This window comes from Algoriphagus confluentis (assembly GCF_036245625.1).
GTDB classification, from domain to species: Bacteria; Bacteroidota; Bacteroidia; order Cytophagales; family Cyclobacteriaceae; genus Algoriphagus; species Algoriphagus confluentis.
Genome location: NZ_BTPD01000001.1, coordinates 508297 through 525210 on the forward strand (window position 1 = coordinate 508297; position 16914 = coordinate 525210).

Sequence of the window (16914 nt, forward strand, 5' to 3'; positions counted from 1 at the left end):
TTAGGTTTTCAGGGCATTGATTCCTCCCCGGATAGAGAAGATTTTCTTTTTCGGAAACTCTTTTTGCAGGAGTTGGGCGGCTGTTTGACTGCGACTTCCGCTTTGGCAGAAAAAGAGAATTTCTTCTGCTTCTTCCAATTGGTCAAAATGATCAGCCAGAGAAGAAAGAGGGATTTTCTGCAGTCCGGTACATTCCAAAGGAGGCATTTCACCGAGTTCCCGCACATCCACAAAGGCTACATCCGAATTCATTTTTCGCATGGCCTCATTCCAGGTCAGCTGCTTGATTCCTTCACAGGCCAATTCATAATCCAAGGCATGCAGATCCTGAATACTTCCCGGAATGGCGTTTCTTCCTTTGGAATTGGGTGAAATTTCCACCTCATAGGATTGGGAACTAATGCTGTTGAAAAAAAGCATCCGATTCTGTAAAGGTTTACCAAAGCCGGATAGCACCTTGATCGCTTCCAATGCCATCAGATTGCCAATGATGCCCGGCAAAACGCCTAAAACTCCGGTTTCGGCACAGTTGGGGATTTCTGTGGCAGAAGGCATCTCCGGATATACATCCCGGTAATTGCAGGCCTTTTCACCCCAGTTGAATACCGCAACCTGCCCTTCATGCAAATAGATTGCTCCAAAGACCAAAGGTTTGTCCAACAGCACACAGGCATCATTGACCAGGTAGCGGGTGGGGAAATTATCACTCCCATCGATGATCAAATCGTAGCCGGAAATCAATTCTTCCGCGTTGGAATTGCTGATCATTTCCGGAAAAATCTCCCATTGGATATCGCTGTACTTTTGCTGAAAATGTCGGACGGCAGTTTCCGCTTTGTTTTTCCCCAAGTCTTTTTCTCCGAAAAGTACTTGCCGGTGAAGGTTGGAAAGATTCACCTGATCTCCGTCCACCACGCCTATTTTACCTACCCCGGCTGCTGAGAGATAGAGCAAAACCGGACATCCCAATCCTCCCGCTCCAATCACAAGCACAGAAGATTTTCGAAGTCGGGCTTGGCCTTCTATGCCGAATCCTGGCAGCACCAATTGTCTGTCGTATCTATTCATAATTTCAGCCTCCGGAAAATGGGGGTAAAAGGGCCAATTCGGCCTCGTGGGGTATGGATGTAGGTTCAGAGCAAAGCTTTTTGTTGATGGCCAAGCCGAACTTCATGGATTCCAGTTGAGGGAAGTCTTGATAAAGCTTATGGAGTAGCAGATCTGTAGACCCGGGATTAAGCATACGGATTTCCTCCTGCCCCATTTTATCGGCAATCATTCCAAAAGCTTTGATTTTAATCTGATCTGACATCATTTTCTTCTTGTCTGCTCTAAATTACTGCTCCCCTTTGGATTAAACTAACCGGTAAAAGAATTGTGAGAAAATCGGGGAAAATTATCCGGAGATTGCTTCACTTCTTTCGCCGGGATGGAAAATTCAGACTTGGTCAATCTCCTTTTTTCCCGATGGATAATGCGTATTTTCACCTTGATTTCTTCCTATTCCCAAACCATGACAAAAAGCTCTTCCCTCTTCCTTTTCGGCATAGCCACTAGCCTATTCCTTTTCTCCTGCCATAGTGAGCCAGCCAATCAGCCTCCTGATACCAAACCTCAGCTTAGTGATGAGCAGCTACTCGACACAGTCCAGTACTATACTTTTCAGTATTTCTGGGATGGGGCCGAACCCAACTCAGGAATGGCTCCGGAGCGGATTCATATGGATGGGGTCTATCCTGATCAGGATCAGCACATCATCACCACTGGAGGTACAGGAATGGGATTGATTGGGATTTTGGGAGCTATCGAGCGGGGATGGATTACCCAAACAGCAGCAGTGAATAGGTTTGACAAAATGCTTACTTTTTTGGAAAAAGCGGATCGATTTCATGGAATTTGGCCCCATTGGTTGGATGGAAAAACAGGTAAAACCAAACCTTTCAGCCCAAAGGATGACGGAGCAGATTTGGTCGAATCGGCCTTTCTGATGCAAGGGCTTCTTGCTGTCCGGGAATACTTCAAAAATGGAAATGAAGCAGAGCAAAAAATCAGTCAGCGTATTCAGACTCTTTGGGAGGAAATGGACTGGAATTGGCATACCCGAAACGGGCAAAACGTACTCTATTGGCACTGGTCACCCAACTTTGACTGGGAAATGAATTTCGCCCTCGAAGGCTACAATGAAACCTTGGTGACCTACATTTTGGCAGCTGCCTCCCCTACCCATCCCATCGATCCTCAAGCTTACCATCAGGGCTGGGCTAGGTCTGGAGGTATTCGCTCACCTAGAGCAACACCCTATGGATACTCCTTGCAGCTCAGGCACAATGGCGCAGAAGAATTGGGAGGACCGCTTTTTTGGGCCCACTATTCCTACCTCAGCATCAATCCCAAAGGACTTAAAGATCAGTATGCCGACTATTGGGAAGAAAACAGAAACCAAACCCTGATCAATCGGGCTTGGTGCATTGCCAATCCGGGAAAATTTAAAGGGTATGGTGAAAACTTGTGGGGCCTGACCGCCTCCTACTCGGTCAATTTCTACCATGCCCATCGGCCCGGGGATGACGTGGGAGTCATCTCTCCCACTGCAGCTCTTTCTTCCATTGTTTACACCCCTGAGGAATCCATGCAGGTGATAAGGAATCTGTATGAAAACTATGGAGAAAAAGTGTTTGGACCTTATGGATTCTACGACGCGATGAGCCCTCATCATGACTTTTTCCCTCAGCGCTACTTGGCTATTGATCAGGGACCTATTGTCACCATGATCGAAAACTACAGATCAGGTTTGGGTTGGAAGTTGGTGATGAATGCTCCAGAAATACAGCAAGGCTTGGAAAAATTGGACTTTTCCTACGAAATCCCGAATTAAGAAAGTATGAGCTTGATCGAGGCAAAAAGCAGGACGAAAGCCAAAAGGTCGTAGGAGAAAACTGAAATTGAATATTTTCCCAGAAAGGATTTGACGGAATATTTCCGTACAATATATATTTGTACGGATTAAAGTTGTACTTTGGGAAAAAATCAAAATGGAAACCAAAAAATCCAATTCAAAATCTTCCCGCTTTGACACAAGACTAAGCAAAGAGCAAAAGGAGTTTTTTGAAAAAGCTGCCCAAATAGGAGGATATAGAAATCTGACGGATTTTGTGGTAGCTACTCTCCAAGAAAAAGCAAAGGAAATTATCACCGAAAATGAGCGGGTGATTGCATCTCAAAAAGATGCTGAAATTTTCTTCGACGCTATCATGAATCCCAAGTCTCCCAACGAGGAACTTTCCCAAGCTGCTGCTGAATTCGAATCCCTGATAAATAAATGAGTCAGCTTTCAGAGCCCTTAAACTCCACCCACAAAAAATCCGATTTTTCCTGTGGAAAAGAAATGCTGGATCATTACCTCCATAGGCAAGCCAATCAGGACATTAAGCGAAAACTCGCAGTTTGCTTTGTGATCACGGAATCCGAGACCGACTTGATTAAAGGATACTACACCTTATCGAATGGAAGTATTGATCTTTCCAATATCCCTCCTGAGATTCAAAGAAAATTACCAAGTTCATATCAATCTATTCCTACCATCCTATTGGGGAGGCTTGCAATTGATCAACGATTCCAAGGGCAAGGAATAGGAAAACTACTTCTTGTTGATGCCTTAAAAAGGTGTCATCTGATTTCAAAGACCATCGGCTCATTTGCCGTGACCGTAGATCCCCTAGACCTAGAGGCCGAACGATTTTATAAAAAATTCGGATTCATCAAGTTGCCTGACAGCGGAAAAATGTTTTTACCGATGAAGACGATCAGCCAATTATTTGAATGAAAATCACCTTATAGTCTGAATAGAACAGTTTTTTCAACTCAAAATCAACTTCACCGCTGCAAAAAGCAGGACGAAAGCCAAAAGGTATTTGAGAGATTTTACTGAAAAGCGTTTAGCCCCCAAATAAGCTCCCAAAATCCCCCCTGCAACTGTCAATGGGACCAAAACCCACAATTCCTCTTTCATAGGAATTTCGTAAATGCTGGCTCCGAAAAATCCGGCCACAGAATTCAAAAAGATAAATAGCGCACTCAAAGCAGCCGTCTCTTTCACTCCTGCCCAACCCAACATCAAAACAATCGGCGTAAGAATGATTCCTCCACCAATTCCGATCATTCCTGAAAGAAACCCGATCAGAATCCCCAAAAGAGGACCCATCCACCAAGCCCGTTCTATTTTCACTTCCTTGGCTATGGGGAATACTCCGGCAAACTTCAAGGCAGGAAAAAGCAAAAGTGCTCCCAGAACTTTTTTGTAAATGGAGGCATCCAGCAATATGGTTCCTCCCAAATACGCCGCAGGAATGGAAAAGAGAATCAGGGACCAAAACAGGCTCGTCGGAAACTCTCCCGCCTTACGGTAATTGAGGAAAGAAGCCATGGACACCATCATATTCAGAATCAGGGCTGTGGGCCTTATCTCCTCAGGAGCAAATCCCAACAAAGCCAAAATCATCAGGTAAGAACTCGCTCCTCCATGCCCGACCGAAGCATACAAAAACGCAGCAAAAGGCATCAAAAAAAACAGGCCGTAATAAATCAGATCTTCCATCACCAAGGATAAAACCTTACCAACCTACCTGCTTCGACATAGGATGACTCCTCCAGTATCTCCACAAATCCATCAGCCAAACCAAAAGCAATCAGATTGAAGGATTCCTGACCCTGAAGCACTTGTACTTTTCCATTTTGGATTCTTGCTTTTAAAAATTGAGTGAGTGGAATTTTCTTTTCAAAATCCTGGGAAAGTGGAAGATTTTTAAAATAATTCCATGCTTCAGGATCTCGTTTCCAGGATTGAATGACGGGTTTTACATACTGCAAAAAGCAGGAAAGCACCGAACCAGGGTTTCCGGGCAAGGCAAAAACGATCTTACCCTCTTTTTCTCCAGCATAAAGGGGTTTGCCGGGTCTCTGCTTGAGTTTGTAGAAAAGCTGTCTCACCCCGTTTTCTTCCACAGCGATTTTGACAAAGTCATAATCTCCCACCGAAATACCTCCGGTAAAAATCACCAAATCATACTCCTCCAACGTTTGGGAAAGGGCCTCTACCACAGCTTCTTTTTGATCCTGAACCTTGATTTGCTGTATTTCTGAGATACCCAAGTTTTTTAACCAAGACTCCAAGGCAGGGCCATTGGCATTGTAGATTTGTCCGGGCTCGAGAGGCTTTCCCAATTCTTGGATTTCATTGCCTGTAATGATGATGGCGACTTTTGGAGCTAGGGATACCAGCACCTCATTTACACCCACCGAGGCCAAAAGACTGACCAAGCCGGGAGTAATCTTGGCACCGGCTTCGGCCACGACCTCACCCTGTCTACATTGCGTTCCCCGATAGCGAACATGGTTTCCCTGAGTGGCATCCTCAGGTTTAAATTGGATGAAATCACCCACCCGCTTCACTTTTTCCTGCATGATCACCGAATCTGCCCCAGCAGGCAGTGGTGCTCCGGTAAATATTCGGACTGCTTGTCCTTTTTCGATTTTGGGTAAGTCAGAAGAGCCCGCAGCAGCCTCTCCCATGACTTCCAAGCGATCAATTCCTTCCTCCCAAGCAAAGGCATAGCCATCCATGGCAGAGTTGTCAAAAGAAGGCACATCGATTTTTGAAGAGAGAGATTGGGCCAAAAAATGACCTATGGCCAAAGAAATGGGTAAGCTGACAGCTCTATTCGGAAGATTAAGCTTTTGAAGAATGGATTTTGCTTCTGAAACGGATATCATTTAGCCTCCGATTTTGATCATACTTCTGTTTTCGATGGCATCGGGATTAGCCTTCAGGTAGTCTGGGTCAAATTGTCCTCCCAAGGCTTTATGCTTTCTGGAAATGGAGAGTCGGATGATTTCGTCCACATTTTCTCCCCTTCTCAAGGCTCCCAAAAGGTCTAGCTCTTCCTTTCCAAAAAGACAGTTTTTGATTTTTCCATCTGCTGTCAGGCGGATTCGGTTGCAGCCAGCACAGAAGTTCTCACTCATGGTAGTGATAAAGGCAAAAGTACCGGCAAAACCGGGTACTTTGTATTTCTTGGCCGTATCGTGCTTTTTGTCTTCCAGCTTGACGATTTCATATTTTTCCTTCACCAAATCCAGCATTTGAGCCGCTGTGACCACTTTCTTGCTTTGCCAGTGATTGCCTGCAAAAGGCATAAACTCGATGAATCGCATATGGATGGGAAGCTTTTCCGTCATCGCTACAAAATCACAAATTTCATCTTCTATCAATCCGTGAAGGGCCACTGCATTGACTTTGATACGAAAGCCTTCTCGAAGGAGCAGGAGCATATTTTCCCAAACTAGATCGAATTGATCTCTACGGGTCAGTTTCAAAAACTTTTCCCTGTTGAGTGTATCCAAGCTGACATTGACTGAGCGAACGCCGGCTTTCTTCAATACGTCAATGTGTTTGTGAATCAAAACGCCATTTGTGGTAAGGGTAAGCTCTATTGGGAAATCAGCCAATCTCTCCAAAATCTCGGGAAACTCCTTCCTCACCAAAGGTTCTCCTCCGGTCAGACGAATCTTTTTGACCCCAAGATTGATGAAGGTTTTTGCCAGTTCGATTACTTCATCCTTACTCATCAGCTTGGACTGAGGCATCCACTCCATTTCTTCTTGCGGCATACAATAAGTGCAGCGGAAATTGCAGTGATCTGTCAGTGAGATCCTGAGGTAATCGTGAATACGTCCGAAAGGGTCAATCAGCATAGGCACAAGTTGAGAATTCCCTCCCTGGGAAAAAAGTCATTCGGGATAAATGGACTCATAAAGACTTGAATCAAGGCACTCTTTTCACGTGGATTTTCTCCAGATTTTTCACGTGCCTTCTTCCGGTACGGAAATCGGTCTTCGAAATGACCAGAATGCTGTCTTCCATTTCCTCCATGGGCTTTCCATTGGCGAAGGTCACGAAGTAAACTTCCTCTCCCAGAGGATTGTTGAAAAGCTCATTCCAGGAAAATACCACCTTGTACCCATCCTCTGCCTCAAATACAAAGTAAAACTCGCTGAGTTGTTTTGGTGAAGGTGTCTTGAATGCCAAATCTTTTAACAAGGAGCTTACCGGTACACCCTTGGCGGATTGGAGTACTCCTCTAGGTTCTCCGAGATGATTGGTGATGGAAAAGTCCCCGATTTCCTCTGCCTCTTGAGCTGAAATCAGGCCCCAGTCCAAAACGATTTCTGAGGCTATCTCTCCTGTGACCGCTATGGATTTAGTCTGCTGGGCCCAAGCCTGTGCAACAAATCCGATTGACAGAAAATAAACCCAAACTAGTTTTAAATTCATATTTTTCATCCCTTTCTGAATTGAGTCGGAGATAAATTTACGTGCTTTTTGAAGAAATTATTGAAGTGGGTCACTTCATTAAATCCCAAGCCATAAGCGATTTCTGATACATTCCAGTTGCTTTGTTTTAGCAGGATTTTGGCTTCCTGCAGTACCCGGTCTGCGATCAACTTAGAAGTCGTCTTTCCGGTCATTTCTTTGACTGCCCGGTTGAGGTGATTGACGTGGACATTGAGCTGATCTGCAAAGTCCGAAGGGCTTCTGATTCCAATGGTTTGATGGGTTTCGTCGATCGGAAATTGCCTTTCCAGCAATTCCAAAAAGATGGAAGCAATCCGCAGGGAAGCGTTTCTGTGTTGGGTTTTTTGAATCTCAGCAGGCTGCAGCTTCATCCCAAAATGAATCAGCTCCAAAATCAAAGCCCGGATTGCATCGTATTTGTATTTGTATTCGGAACTGAACTCCGCCTCCATTTTTTCAAAAATCAGTTCAACCGCCTCCACCTCTTTGTCCGTCAACTCAAAAATATGATTCCCACTGGGCTGAAACACCTCGTATTGCTGGATCTGCCCAAAATTGAGAAAGAAATGCGGATTGAATATGCAGTATATACCCTGCGTATCAGGAGTCAAATGATCCCATTTGTAGGGAACCAGCGGATTGGAAAAGGAAAGCGCCTGTCTTTTGACCTCATTGATCCGGTCTGCATACTGAACCGTACCCGGGCCTTTGACCAGCATAATTTTATAAAAGTCCCTTCTCCGGTAGGGCACGGCTTTCATTTTGCCCTCCAGGTATGGCTCAAGGCGGAAAATATTGAAATGACCGATTTCCGCGGCTAAGTTTTCTGGAATCCAATTGAATTTTCTCTCATAAAACTCTCGAAGACTTTCGGCATTATCCATGATCTATTTTTTTTCAAATGAGGTATTAAACTTATACAGCAGACTCAAGTTCCAAACCAGATCATCTCCCGGGATCGTGGAATTAAGCTTTTTATTACCAAAGGCCTGAAACTGCACCGGAAACTCTCCTTTTTTAAAGGTAAGTCCCGAATTGACATAAAACCCTGAATTCTCATCTACTTTCAGGAAAAAGAACTGGGGATTGATGACCATGCTAAACTCCCCTGCTAATTTGATGTCTGGAAATTCAGGGCTTAAAGCCAGAAAATCAGAACTTTTTGGTCCCATAACCTGAACCCCTACGCCTTTCAAATAGTAAAGTCTTAAAGTCAAGTCTTTACTCACCTTAAAGCTGGAATTGATTTCTCCAGCCACATAGCGATTGGCCACCATTCTCATTTCGGGCTTTCCATCCACCATCACTTGAGCCTCCTGAAACAAGAAGGCAGGGTGACCACCCACAGTCAACGAAAAGCGCCGGTCTTTGATCACCTTGTACCTCCCCCAAAGCACAAATGACCAAGGCTTTCCATCCAAGCCAAACCGAAGCATGGGCTCAAAGGAAAATCGTTCACCCCCCATAGTCAAGTCAAAAAAAACTGCTGGCCTCCCTAATGAAAAGGAAGGAATGATGGAGATACCATTATTGGTAAGCGTGACAGTGCCACCAATATGCCGTTGGGAGTCTTCCTGTCCTTTGGCAGAACTGCTTACTAAAATCAAGGAAAGAAATAAACCAATGGGTAAACTGAATCGGCTGATTTTCCTCTTCCCATCGGAAGAGAAACAATTAAATCTATTGATGAAAGGCATGATTTGGGAGATAAACCAATGCAAAACTCAGCCTTTTCTATCTTATTCAATAATCCTTTTCAAATCAAAACTTACACAATTCAAACATTCCTATGGAAAAAAGTACTTTATGCCCTTGTTAGACCATGAAATTCAGAAGTTAATGAAATCCTGCCCTTTTATATTTATCAGAATCTCAAAACATTAGAGAGGGAATCATGTTTTGTACATGAAAATCAAACCCCTTACCCAATGAAAATGAACAGAATTTCGGCTGTGGCCGCCACCTTCCTAGCCTTGGGCCTTTGGACAGCTTGCAGTGCTCCCAAAGAAGAGTCTACCGAGGAAGTAGTAGTAGAAGTAGTAGAAGAAACTCCTGCCCCATCCAACACGGTAGTTGACATTGCTGTCAGCTCCCCTGACCACACCACTTTAGTGGCTGCAGTTCAGGCGGCTGGATTGGCAGAAACCTTGAGTGGTGAAGGACCATTTACCGTATTTGCACCTACCAATGCAGCTTTTGAAGCCCTTCCTGCCGGCACGGTAGAGGGACTTTTGAAGCCTGAAAGCAAAGACGCTTTGACAGGAATCCTTACTTACCACGTAGTAGCTGGTAATGTGATGTCCGGAGACTTAAGCGACGGACAGGTGGTGACCACTTTGAATGGTCAAAACTTGACTGTATCGATCAAGGATGGAAAAGTAATGATCGGTGGTGCTACTGTGGTAGCTGCTGATTTGGCAGGAACAAATGGCGTGGTGCATGTGATCGACACCGTACTGCTTCCAAAATAAGGTTGAGGAGGCTAGAGAAGAAAAGGCTGGATTTAAGGAACCGGCCTTTTTTTATGGACTTGAGCCAATCAATCCTTTGCCTGACAGAAAAGCCAAAAAGGGATAATTTTCAAATTATTTTTAAGTACGTCCGCTAGGATGCCTGTAGATTGAAATGGCCTCCACACTTCGACAAGCTCAGTGACTGAGCTCGACCTCCGGGTTTGGTTAGATTTCACTCCCCTTCTCACCTAAAAAAATTGACGGTTACCGAGCGACGGTTGGTGAACTTTTCGAACCAAGTCGAGGTGAGAAGTGATAAAGTTTCGTTATTGGTAAGAAAGCGGATTTACCTTTTATTTTTTTTTGAATTATCCTCCCACTTCCCATTTTTAATAGGGAGCTCCTTCACTTGACCTACAGAGGGGCTATCCAATCGCTGACCTACAAGATGAGGGAGACAGAAAAACAACAATTCCTAAACTTAGAAAATGAAGTTTATCCCTTTAAATCACACTATCCATGAAAATAGGCGGGAATATGGACACACTTTTTATAAAAAAATCTAACCGGTTGGCAAAACAGAAGAGTTTATTTCTCCAATCCGATTAATTTAGGATGAAACAAAATAACCAATCAAACCAAAAACGCCTGAAAATAAAGACTTAGCTTTGTACTGATATTGTTCTTTAATCTATTACCCCCTTGAATTCCAAATCACTACCAATCTTCATTTTTCAGATTTTCCTTCAGGGGTTGGGATTACTACCGTGTTTTTCCCAGCATAAGGCCATCTTGGATAGCTCTTATTTCTCAGGCAATTACATGATTGAAGCCTGGGACAATACCAATGGCCTGCCTCAAAACATGATTTTCGCTCTCGAAAAGGATAATCACGGCTACCTTTGGGCATCTACTGAGGAGGGCCTTGTACGATTGGATGGGGCATCTTTGAAAGTCTTCGACCAGCAAAATTACCCCCAAATGCTGGAACAGACCTATTACTCATTTTACAAATCACCCACAGGAATTTGGGCATCGGCCGACCGTAGTATTGCTTTGCTGGAAAAAAACATTCTCAAAATCATCGATTGCACCAGCATTACGGACAATACCTGGATAAGGGCCCTTATTGAGGTTGGAAAAGACAACTTATTGATCGGTACGGACTTGGGTGACATCTACGAATGGAAGGAGGATCAGCTTGAACCTTTGGATTTTTGGAAACCCAAAGAAAAACCGGAAATCAACAGTTTTTTCAGAATTGATGAATCCCTGATTTTAGTGGGGACTAGTAAGGGATTATTTGAACTGAATATTTCCTCCCGAACCATGACAGCTATATCTTCCGAAACTTTTCTTGCCAACAAGATCTTCGGAACTCCGGCTCAGATTTGGGTCTATTCTTCAGAAGGAGGTATTTTTCAATTGGACAAGAAGTATCAATTGATTGAGCAAATCCCGTCCGAAGCAATCAAAGACATCAATCTAAGCAGCCTGACCGTTGATTCGGAAAACAGAATTTGGGCCGGTTCTTTGGAAAAAGGGCTTATGGTAATCGAAAATGGCAAGGTCCAGCGCTTCAATTATCCGGAACTAAGGAACTACACAGTCAGGAAAATCAACAGAGAGGAGAATAAGCTTTTTCTTGGGACCATGGGAAAAGGACTTTTGGCTTTCAAACCTGCCAAGGTCACCCAACTGAACTACGAAGAACTCAGCGAGAAAAATATCAAAGCTATCTATCAAAGCGAGGATAGCAGTATATGGGTGGGCACCAAGGCAAATGGGCTTTATCAGATAAAAAAAGGAAAAATCTTATCCTGGACCGAAGAAAACGGACTAGTTGCAAATAGCAACACCAGCATCTCTTCTCACCAAGGAAAGCTCTATTTCGGAACAAACGCCGGAATTTCAATAATCGACATGAATTCCGGCCAAGTCCAGGGTCAATTCACCCAGGAAAACGGCCTAACAAGCAGCTATGTGCACGCACTCTACCGAGATTCAAAAGACCTCCTCTGGATATTGGCCCGAAGGGGTGGAATCCATTTCCTGGATCAGGAGGGAAAACTTCACCTTGTGAGCCTTGACCGGGAGTTTGAAAACACCCGATTTGTAAGTGCATTGGAACTAAGCAATGGGCAAATTCTGATTGGGTCCATGAATCAAGGCTTGTTTTGGCTTGAAAACGGCCAACTAGTCCAGCATCTTCCCCTCCCGCTTCCCCCAGGCGAAAATGTAGTGTATTCCATTTACGAAGACCAGGAGAAAGACCTTTGGCTGGGGACTCATGGAGGCTTGATCTTGCTGAAAAATGGAGAATTCAAGATTCTGAACAGATCCCAGGGATTGAAATCCAAGACGGTATACAGTATCACTGATGACGGCAATCGTGGAGTTTGGATCAGCAGCAATTTTGGAGTTCAATACCTTTCCAAATCAGACCTTCAAAAATTCAAAACCCACCAAGGAGAAGGTTTTATTCTCAACACGTATTTGTTTGATCAGAGATTGGGAATGCCTAATTCGGAAACCAACGGATTGATCTTTCCGGCCTCGCTTAGGGACTTTTCAGGCAAAATCTGGATACCTACTGTGGAAGGAGTCGGAATCATTGATCCAGCCAATCTCACACTTGACCCAAAAGAACCGGTCAATTTTATCTGGGATGAACTTCAAATCGGAGATCTGAAATCCTCTATTGAAGGCAAGGTAGTAATCCCGGAAGGAGTGCGAATGTTCCAGATTTCATTCAATTTGATCGATTTGGACAATCCTTCCCAATATACCCTGTTTTACAGAATAGCTGGAAACGGCGAAAATTGGTTGCCCATCAAGGAGCAAAGACAGCTGTATTTCAATGGACTTAAACCGGGAGATTACAAGCTGGAAATAAAAATCATCCGATTCGCTGAAGAAGAAAAAGTCTATACCCTTCCTATTCAGGTAACTGCCTCTTTCACCGAAACCCTTGCCTTTAAACTGATTTTAGGTCTGGTGTTTATCCTTTTGTTTTACTTTTTGTTCATGTCCTATTTCAATAGAAAAATGAAATATGAGCTGGAAAGAAAGGTGGTCCAAAGAACCCGTGAACTCAGTCAAACCAATGAAAAACTCAAAAATGCATTGAATGAAATTGAGGCACAAAACCTGGTAATGAAGGAGCTTACCTGGAATCACTCTCACCTATTGAGAGCTCCCTTGACCCGTGCCATGGCAATTAGCCATTTTTTAGTTAACTATGCAAAATACGATCAGGTAGAGAAAAGCAAGGAAGAATTGGAACTGGATCTCTTGAATGCCCTACACCAAGTGGATAGAATAGTCAAGGACACCCATGCCAGGTCTGAAAAATTGAAAAAAAATGAATGATTTTTTTACAGAAGTGATGATTGTAGACGATGATCCATCGGTTTTGTTTCTACATAAAATCATCATTAAAACCGGAAATCTACACCCAGCCCCCATCACTTTTTCCGACCCGGAACTGGCCTTTGCACACATCTTAAGCAAGGATTTATCCAACCAACGCCTATTGATCTTTTTGGATATCAACATGCCGAAAATGAATGGTTGGGAACTCTTGGCAAAGATGGAAAGCAAAGTAAAGCTAGCCGACATCAAGGTCATTATGGTCACCTCCTCACTGGACAAGGCAGATCGGCATAAGGCACAGGCAAATCAATTTGTCCTTGACTTTTGGGAAAAACCCCTCGATGACCTGAATGTTGCCCAACTCAAAAGCAATCTGGGAAACTGGATAAGCTACTAAGGAAAGGACCGATCCACCAAAAATCCAGAAACTAGAATTGGATTGAGAAAAAGGGATTTCCAAAAACAGAGCTCAACTTACCGACTTCCGATACTCCTTAGGCGAAACTCCGACCTGTTGCTTGAAAAGCCGGGTGAAATGCTGAGGATATTTGAATCCCAAACTGTATGCGATCTCTGCAATTGACAAGTTTGGATCATAAATCCGCTGTTTTGCTATTTCGATCAACTTCAGTTGGATAAATTCCTGGGCACTTTTTCCGGTTTCTTTTTTCACCAGATCCCCAAAGTAATTAGGGGAGAGGTTCTGCTCTTCGGCAAACTGAGCAACAGAAGGAATTCCTTTTTCTAATGCCTTACCTGATCGGATATAGGATTTAAGAGATGATTCGAATTGCTCTATCACATTTTTATTGACTGTATCTCGGGTAATAAACTGTCGGTCATAAAAACGCTGACAATAATTCAAAAACAGCTCAATGGTTGAAAGAATGACCGATTTACTATGCTTGTCTATTCGCTCGGACAGCTCGTCTTGAATCTTTGCAAAGCAATCCAAAACGATTTGTCTTTCCTTGGGTGACATATGCAGCGCCTCATAGGTCTCGTAGGAGAAAAAATTATAATCCTCAATTTTTTTACCAAGGTAAGTGCCTAAAAGTAAATCCGGGTGAAATAAAAGCGCATATCCGGACATTTTTGGTCGCTCTCCGATTTTAGAAATATTGACCACTTGTCCAGGACCTACAAATACCAAGGTTCCTTCCTGAAAATCATAATTCTTTCGACCATACCTGATCTCGCATTCCTCCCCCTCTTTGAGAAAAACCCCGTAAAAATGGTAGTGAACTGCTTTGGTCCCCGGATTCTTGGGCCACTCTCCCTTGGACAAATCCACCACTGTGACCAAAGGGTGCATGCTGGATAATTTCAAAGGGCTGCAGTAGTCGTTTACATTCCAGAGATCTACGATTTCTTCCATGGCAAAAGGATTTGAATCAAAAATAGAAAGAGTACCGGGATTAAATACCGATAAAACTGCCCACCTGTAAAAATGGTAAGTAATTCAGTAATCCGGGTAAGTGGTTTAGAATTAAAGGGATATAGCTTTGAAATAGAAAAAAAAATCAAACTCATATGAATAAATTTCTATTCGGACTAACGCTTTTAGTTCTTACTTCAACTTGGTCATTTGCACAATCCTCCACTGAGAAAGAGGTTTACGAACTTTCTATGAACAAATGGAAATGGATTGCTGACAAGGACATTGCAAAACTCACCCCCCTATTTCACCCTCAAGCCAAATTCGTCCACATGAGTGGAACCTGGACCACCGCCCGTGAACTGGAAATCATCGAAACAGGCAGCATCTGGTACAAAGACGCCAAGGTCCACGATACGGTTGTTGAACTATTTGGAAATACAGCAGTCGTTTGGAATAGAATCACATTGACAGCCCATGTGAGGGGAAATGATGTGGTGACTGAATTTACCGTGACAGAAGTTTACCAAAAAGAAGGTGCCGATTGGAAAATGCTGGCTTTGACTTTCAGCAGCGTACGAGATACCCACGAGATTCAAAAGTAGGCCATGCTCCTCGGAATTTGTAATTCCGAGGCCGTAGCTAAAGGATTTGTAATCCTTAAAAATTGAATCTCAACACGATTTCTTTTCCCAACTAATTTCCAATGAAAAAGACACTAATCAGCCTATTTGCACTCCTTTTGGCCACGCAAGTCACTTTCTCCCAAACTACTCCCGAGCAACAAGAAATCATCAACCTCTCCAAAACCAAATGGCAATGGATGGCCGACAAAGAAGCTGACAAACTCGCCGAGCTGTTCGACGACAAGTCTGTATTCGTCCACATGGGTGGTTCTTGGGGCAAGCAACGCGAAGTCGATATCATTCGAAGCGGTGGAATTTGGTACAAACAAGCAGACATCCATGAAGTTTCTGTAGAAATCATCGATAACACGGCTATTCTACTCAACCGCATTACACTAGTTGCGGAAGTTGGGGGCAGAGAGGTTACCAATCCATTTGAAGTAACCGAAGTGTATATCAAAAAGGCAGACGGCTGGAAGCTAGGCTCACTCTCCTTCACCCGATTGATGACTCCAGGAGGGCAGTAAACACTAAACGCGATGAGGAATATTTTCTTGGTAATCTTCCTGCTTTTTTCACTTTCAAGCTCCTGTCAAACTAATTCAGGAAAGTCAGTGAAAAACACGCAGTTGGATTCTGAAAAAATCCTCATCGTCTATCTTTCCCGAACAAAAAACACCAAAGCAATTGCAGAAATGATTCAGCAAAAAGTTGGAGGCGATTTGGTGGAATTGGAACTGGAAAAACCATATCCAGAAAATTATCAAGCCATAGTAGCTCAAGTAGCTAGAGAAAACGAAACAGGATTTCTACCTCCGCTGAAAACAAAGGTTGATGTTTCGAAATATGTCACCATCTTCATAGGTTTTCCCACCTGGGGAATGCAACTCCCCCCTCCTATGAAAAGCTTTCTGCACGAAAATGACCTAAGTGGAAAAACAGTTATTCCCTTCAATACCAATGCAGGATATGGAGTTGGAAGTAGTTTTAAGATAGTGAAGGAACTATGTCCGAAGAGTCAGGTTTTAGAAGGCTTTTCTACAAAAGGAGGAATTGAACGGGACGGGGTGCTATTTGTAATGGAGGGAAAGAAGCAAGTGGAAGTGCTAGAGGAGGTGAAGAGATGGCTTAGGAAACTTGATATCCATCAAAAACTCTTGCCAAAGCTCAGGCCTCCAAAAATGGGCATAAACGTCCAATCTTCTCTACCTCCAATGGGTGCAATGAAATAAGGCGTGTAGCCAATCCTGAAGAAGAAACCACCTTCAGGTTTTTGGTATCGATATCCGATTCTTAGGGGTATAGCAGTGTCAAATACAACTTTATCCTTAAAAACTAGTGACTCTGAATCAAAAAAAGAGACTACATCTAAATAGGGCAAAACCCCAAACCCCATTTCCAAATGGTGGTTTGATTTTCCATAAAGAGCTGTCAGTTCTAAAGGAATTGCAGGTAGCCAAAAAATCCTCGAATTTGATGTTTCTCTTATCAATAGTGAAAAACCCGCACTAGCATTCAGTTTAAGCTTTCCTTTTTGGTGGAAAATTGTGCCATAGTTAAAGCCATAAACTCCAGAACTACCGCCTAGTTCCAAATAAATGGCTTTTTTGGCAGTAAAAGGATCTCCTTTGGACTGAGTCAGTCCATCAAAGGATAACAAGAGGGTAAAGACCAAAATCAGAAAGAACGAATTTTTATGTTGAGGCTTCATGTTTTATCAATTTTGTTTGA

At 43.4% G+C, this 16914-nt stretch carries 18 protein-coding genes; 9 read left to right on the forward strand and 9 right to left on the reverse strand.

What is annotated here, in order from left to right; genetic code table 11:
- Both AAA943_RS02240 and AAA943_RS02245 read right to left on the reverse strand, forming a co-directional pair.
- Nucleotides 1-1068, reverse strand: a complete 1068-nt coding sequence (locus AAA943_RS02240; RefSeq protein ID WP_338222615.1) for a ThiF family adenylyltransferase — start codon at nucleotides 1066-1068, stop codon at nucleotides 1-3.
- Nucleotides 1069-1072: 4 nt separating this feature from the next.
- Complete coding sequence (locus AAA943_RS02245; protein WP_338222616.1) at nucleotides 1073-1315, reverse strand: MoaD/ThiS family protein; 243 nt, start codon at nucleotides 1313-1315, stop codon at nucleotides 1073-1075.
- A 114-nt stretch (nucleotides 1316-1429) separates the two neighbouring features.
- On the opposite strand from AAA943_RS02245, the gene AAA943_RS02250 reads away from it, so the two are divergent.
- From AAA943_RS02250 to AAA943_RS02260, 3 genes are all read left to right on the forward strand, one after another.
- Entirely contained in the window at nucleotides 1430-2875 is a 1446-nt protein-coding gene (locus AAA943_RS02250) for a glucoamylase family protein (protein WP_338222617.1), read from the forward strand.
- Between the two features lie 157 nt (nucleotides 2876-3032).
- Nucleotides 3033-3323 (forward strand): type II toxin-antitoxin system TacA family antitoxin, encoded by a 291-nt coding sequence (locus AAA943_RS02255; protein ID WP_338222618.1) that lies wholly within the window; start codon nucleotides 3033-3035, stop codon nucleotides 3321-3323.
- Entirely contained in the window at nucleotides 3320-3823 is a 504-nt protein-coding gene (locus tag AAA943_RS02260; protein WP_338222619.1) for a GNAT family N-acetyltransferase, read from the forward strand. Before AAA943_RS02255 ends, AAA943_RS02260 begins: the two co-directional genes overlap by 4 nt.
- A 33-nt stretch (nucleotides 3824-3856) precedes the next feature.
- Here AAA943_RS02260 and AAA943_RS02265 read toward each other — a convergent pair whose 3' ends face one another.
- The 6 genes from AAA943_RS02265 to AAA943_RS02290 form a co-directional block, all read right to left on the reverse strand.
- Complete coding sequence (locus AAA943_RS02265) at nucleotides 3857-4594, reverse strand: sulfite exporter TauE/SafE family protein (protein ID WP_338222620.1); 738 nt, start codon at nucleotides 4592-4594, stop codon at nucleotides 3857-3859.
- Nucleotides 4594-5769: a molybdopterin molybdotransferase MoeA gene (locus AAA943_RS02270; protein ID WP_338222621.1), complete on the reverse strand. Its 1176-nt coding sequence runs from the start codon at nucleotides 5767-5769 to the stop codon at nucleotides 4594-4596. Before AAA943_RS02270 ends, AAA943_RS02265 begins: the two co-directional genes overlap by 1 nt.
- Nucleotides 5770-6750, reverse strand: a complete 981-nt coding sequence (gene moaA, locus AAA943_RS02275; RefSeq protein ID WP_338222622.1) for a GTP 3',8-cyclase MoaA — start codon at nucleotides 6748-6750, stop codon at nucleotides 5770-5772. It lies immediately after the preceding gene.
- A gap of 70 nt (nucleotides 6751-6820) precedes the next feature.
- The gene (locus AAA943_RS02280; protein ID WP_338222623.1) at nucleotides 6821-7330 is read right to left on the reverse strand and encodes a hypothetical protein; all 510 of its coding nucleotides are present in this window, start codon (nucleotides 7328-7330) and stop codon (nucleotides 6821-6823) included.
- 5 nt (nucleotides 7331-7335) lie between these two features.
- Nucleotides 7336-8235 (reverse strand): helix-turn-helix domain-containing protein, encoded by a 900-nt coding sequence (locus AAA943_RS02285; RefSeq protein ID WP_338222624.1) that lies wholly within the window; start codon nucleotides 8233-8235, stop codon nucleotides 7336-7338.
- 3 nt (nucleotides 8236-8238) lie between these two features.
- Nucleotides 8239-9048, reverse strand: a complete 810-nt coding sequence (locus AAA943_RS02290) for a hypothetical protein (RefSeq protein WP_338222625.1) — start codon at nucleotides 9046-9048, stop codon at nucleotides 8239-8241.
- 231 nt (nucleotides 9049-9279) lie between these two features.
- Between AAA943_RS02290 and AAA943_RS02295 the strand changes: the two genes are divergently transcribed.
- From AAA943_RS02295 to AAA943_RS02305, 3 genes are all read left to right on the forward strand, one after another.
- Entirely contained in the window at nucleotides 9280-9822 is a 543-nt protein-coding gene (locus tag AAA943_RS02295) for a fasciclin domain-containing protein (RefSeq protein ID WP_338222626.1), read from the forward strand.
- A gap of 804 nt (nucleotides 9823-10626) precedes the next feature.
- Nucleotides 10627-13176, forward strand: coding sequence for a ligand-binding sensor domain-containing protein (locus AAA943_RS02300; RefSeq protein WP_338222627.1), 2550 nt, complete (start codon nucleotides 10627-10629; stop codon nucleotides 13174-13176).
- Nucleotides 13169-13576 (forward strand): response regulator, encoded by a 408-nt coding sequence (locus AAA943_RS02305; protein ID WP_338222628.1) that lies wholly within the window; start codon nucleotides 13169-13171, stop codon nucleotides 13574-13576. The genes AAA943_RS02300 and AAA943_RS02305 overlap by 8 nt, the downstream gene beginning before the upstream one ends.
- A 72-nt stretch (nucleotides 13577-13648) precedes the next feature.
- Here the strand turns inward: AAA943_RS02305 and AAA943_RS02310 are convergent, their stop codons facing one another.
- Complete coding sequence (locus AAA943_RS02310; RefSeq protein WP_338222629.1) at nucleotides 13649-14557, reverse strand: helix-turn-helix domain-containing protein; 909 nt, start codon at nucleotides 14555-14557, stop codon at nucleotides 13649-13651.
- 155 nt (nucleotides 14558-14712) lie between these two features.
- On the opposite strand from AAA943_RS02310, the gene AAA943_RS02315 reads away from it, so the two are divergent.
- From AAA943_RS02315 to AAA943_RS02325, 3 genes are all read left to right on the forward strand, one after another.
- Nucleotides 14713-15162 (forward strand): nuclear transport factor 2 family protein, encoded by a 450-nt coding sequence (locus AAA943_RS02315; protein ID WP_338222630.1) that lies wholly within the window; start codon nucleotides 14713-14715, stop codon nucleotides 15160-15162.
- Nucleotides 15163-15263: 101 nt separating this feature from the next.
- Nucleotides 15264-15710 (forward strand): nuclear transport factor 2 family protein, encoded by a 447-nt coding sequence (locus AAA943_RS02320; RefSeq protein WP_338222631.1) that lies wholly within the window; start codon nucleotides 15264-15266, stop codon nucleotides 15708-15710.
- An 87-nt stretch (nucleotides 15711-15797) separates the two neighbouring features.
- Nucleotides 15798-16415 carry a flavodoxin family protein gene (locus AAA943_RS02325; RefSeq protein WP_338222632.1) on the forward strand — a complete coding sequence of 206 codons (618 nt, stop codon included), beginning with the start codon at nucleotides 15798-15800 and terminating at the stop codon, nucleotides 16413-16415.
- Nucleotides 16416-16914 lie beyond the last annotated feature (499 nt).

Bases quoted from the DNA above. Each gene is read 5' to 3' on its own strand.
- AAA943_RS02240 (WP_338222615.1), bottom strand. From the start codon at position 1,068: ATGAATAGATACGACAGACAATTGGTGCTGCCAGGATTCGGCATAGAA.
- AAA943_RS02245 (WP_338222616.1), bottom strand. From the start codon at position 1,315: ATGATGTCAGATCAGATTAAAATCAAAGCTTTTGGAATGATTGCCGAT.
- AAA943_RS02250 (WP_338222617.1), top strand. From the start codon at position 1,430: ATGGAAAATTCAGACTTGGTCAATCTCCTTTTTTCCCGATGGATAATG.
- AAA943_RS02255 (WP_338222618.1), top strand. From the start codon at position 3,033: ATGGAAACCAAAAAATCCAATTCAAAATCTTCCCGCTTTGACACAAGA.
- AAA943_RS02260 (WP_338222619.1), top strand. From the start codon at position 3,320: ATGAGTCAGCTTTCAGAGCCCTTAAACTCCACCCACAAAAAATCCGAT.
- AAA943_RS02265 (WP_338222620.1), bottom strand. From the start codon at position 4,594: ATGGAAGATCTGATTTATTACGGCCTGTTTTTTTTGATGCCTTTTGCT.
- AAA943_RS02270 (WP_338222621.1), bottom strand. From the start codon at position 5,769: ATGATATCCGTTTCAGAAGCAAAATCCATTCTTCAAAAGCTTAATCTT.
- moaA (WP_338222622.1), bottom strand. From the start codon at position 6,750: ATGCTGATTGACCCTTTCGGACGTATTCACGATTACCTCAGGATCTCA.
- AAA943_RS02280 (WP_338222623.1), bottom strand. From the start codon at position 7,330: ATGAATTTAAAACTAGTTTGGGTTTATTTTCTGTCAATCGGATTTGTT.
- AAA943_RS02285 (WP_338222624.1), bottom strand. From the start codon at position 8,235: ATGGATAATGCCGAAAGTCTTCGAGAGTTTTATGAGAGAAAATTCAAT.
- AAA943_RS02290 (WP_338222625.1), bottom strand. From the start codon at position 9,048: ATGCCTTTCATCAATAGATTTAATTGTTTCTCTTCCGATGGGAAGAGG.
- AAA943_RS02295 (WP_338222626.1), top strand. From the start codon at position 9,280: ATGAAAATGAACAGAATTTCGGCTGTGGCCGCCACCTTCCTAGCCTTG.
- AAA943_RS02300 (WP_338222627.1), top strand. From the start codon at position 10,627: ATGATTGAAGCCTGGGACAATACCAATGGCCTGCCTCAAAACATGATT.
- AAA943_RS02305 (WP_338222628.1), top strand. From the start codon at position 13,169: ATGAATGATTTTTTTACAGAAGTGATGATTGTAGACGATGATCCATCG.
- AAA943_RS02310 (WP_338222629.1), bottom strand. From the start codon at position 14,557: ATGGAAGAAATCGTAGATCTCTGGAATGTAAACGACTACTGCAGCCCT.
- AAA943_RS02315 (WP_338222630.1), top strand. From the start codon at position 14,713: ATGAATAAATTTCTATTCGGACTAACGCTTTTAGTTCTTACTTCAACT.
- AAA943_RS02320 (WP_338222631.1), top strand. From the start codon at position 15,264: ATGAAAAAGACACTAATCAGCCTATTTGCACTCCTTTTGGCCACGCAA.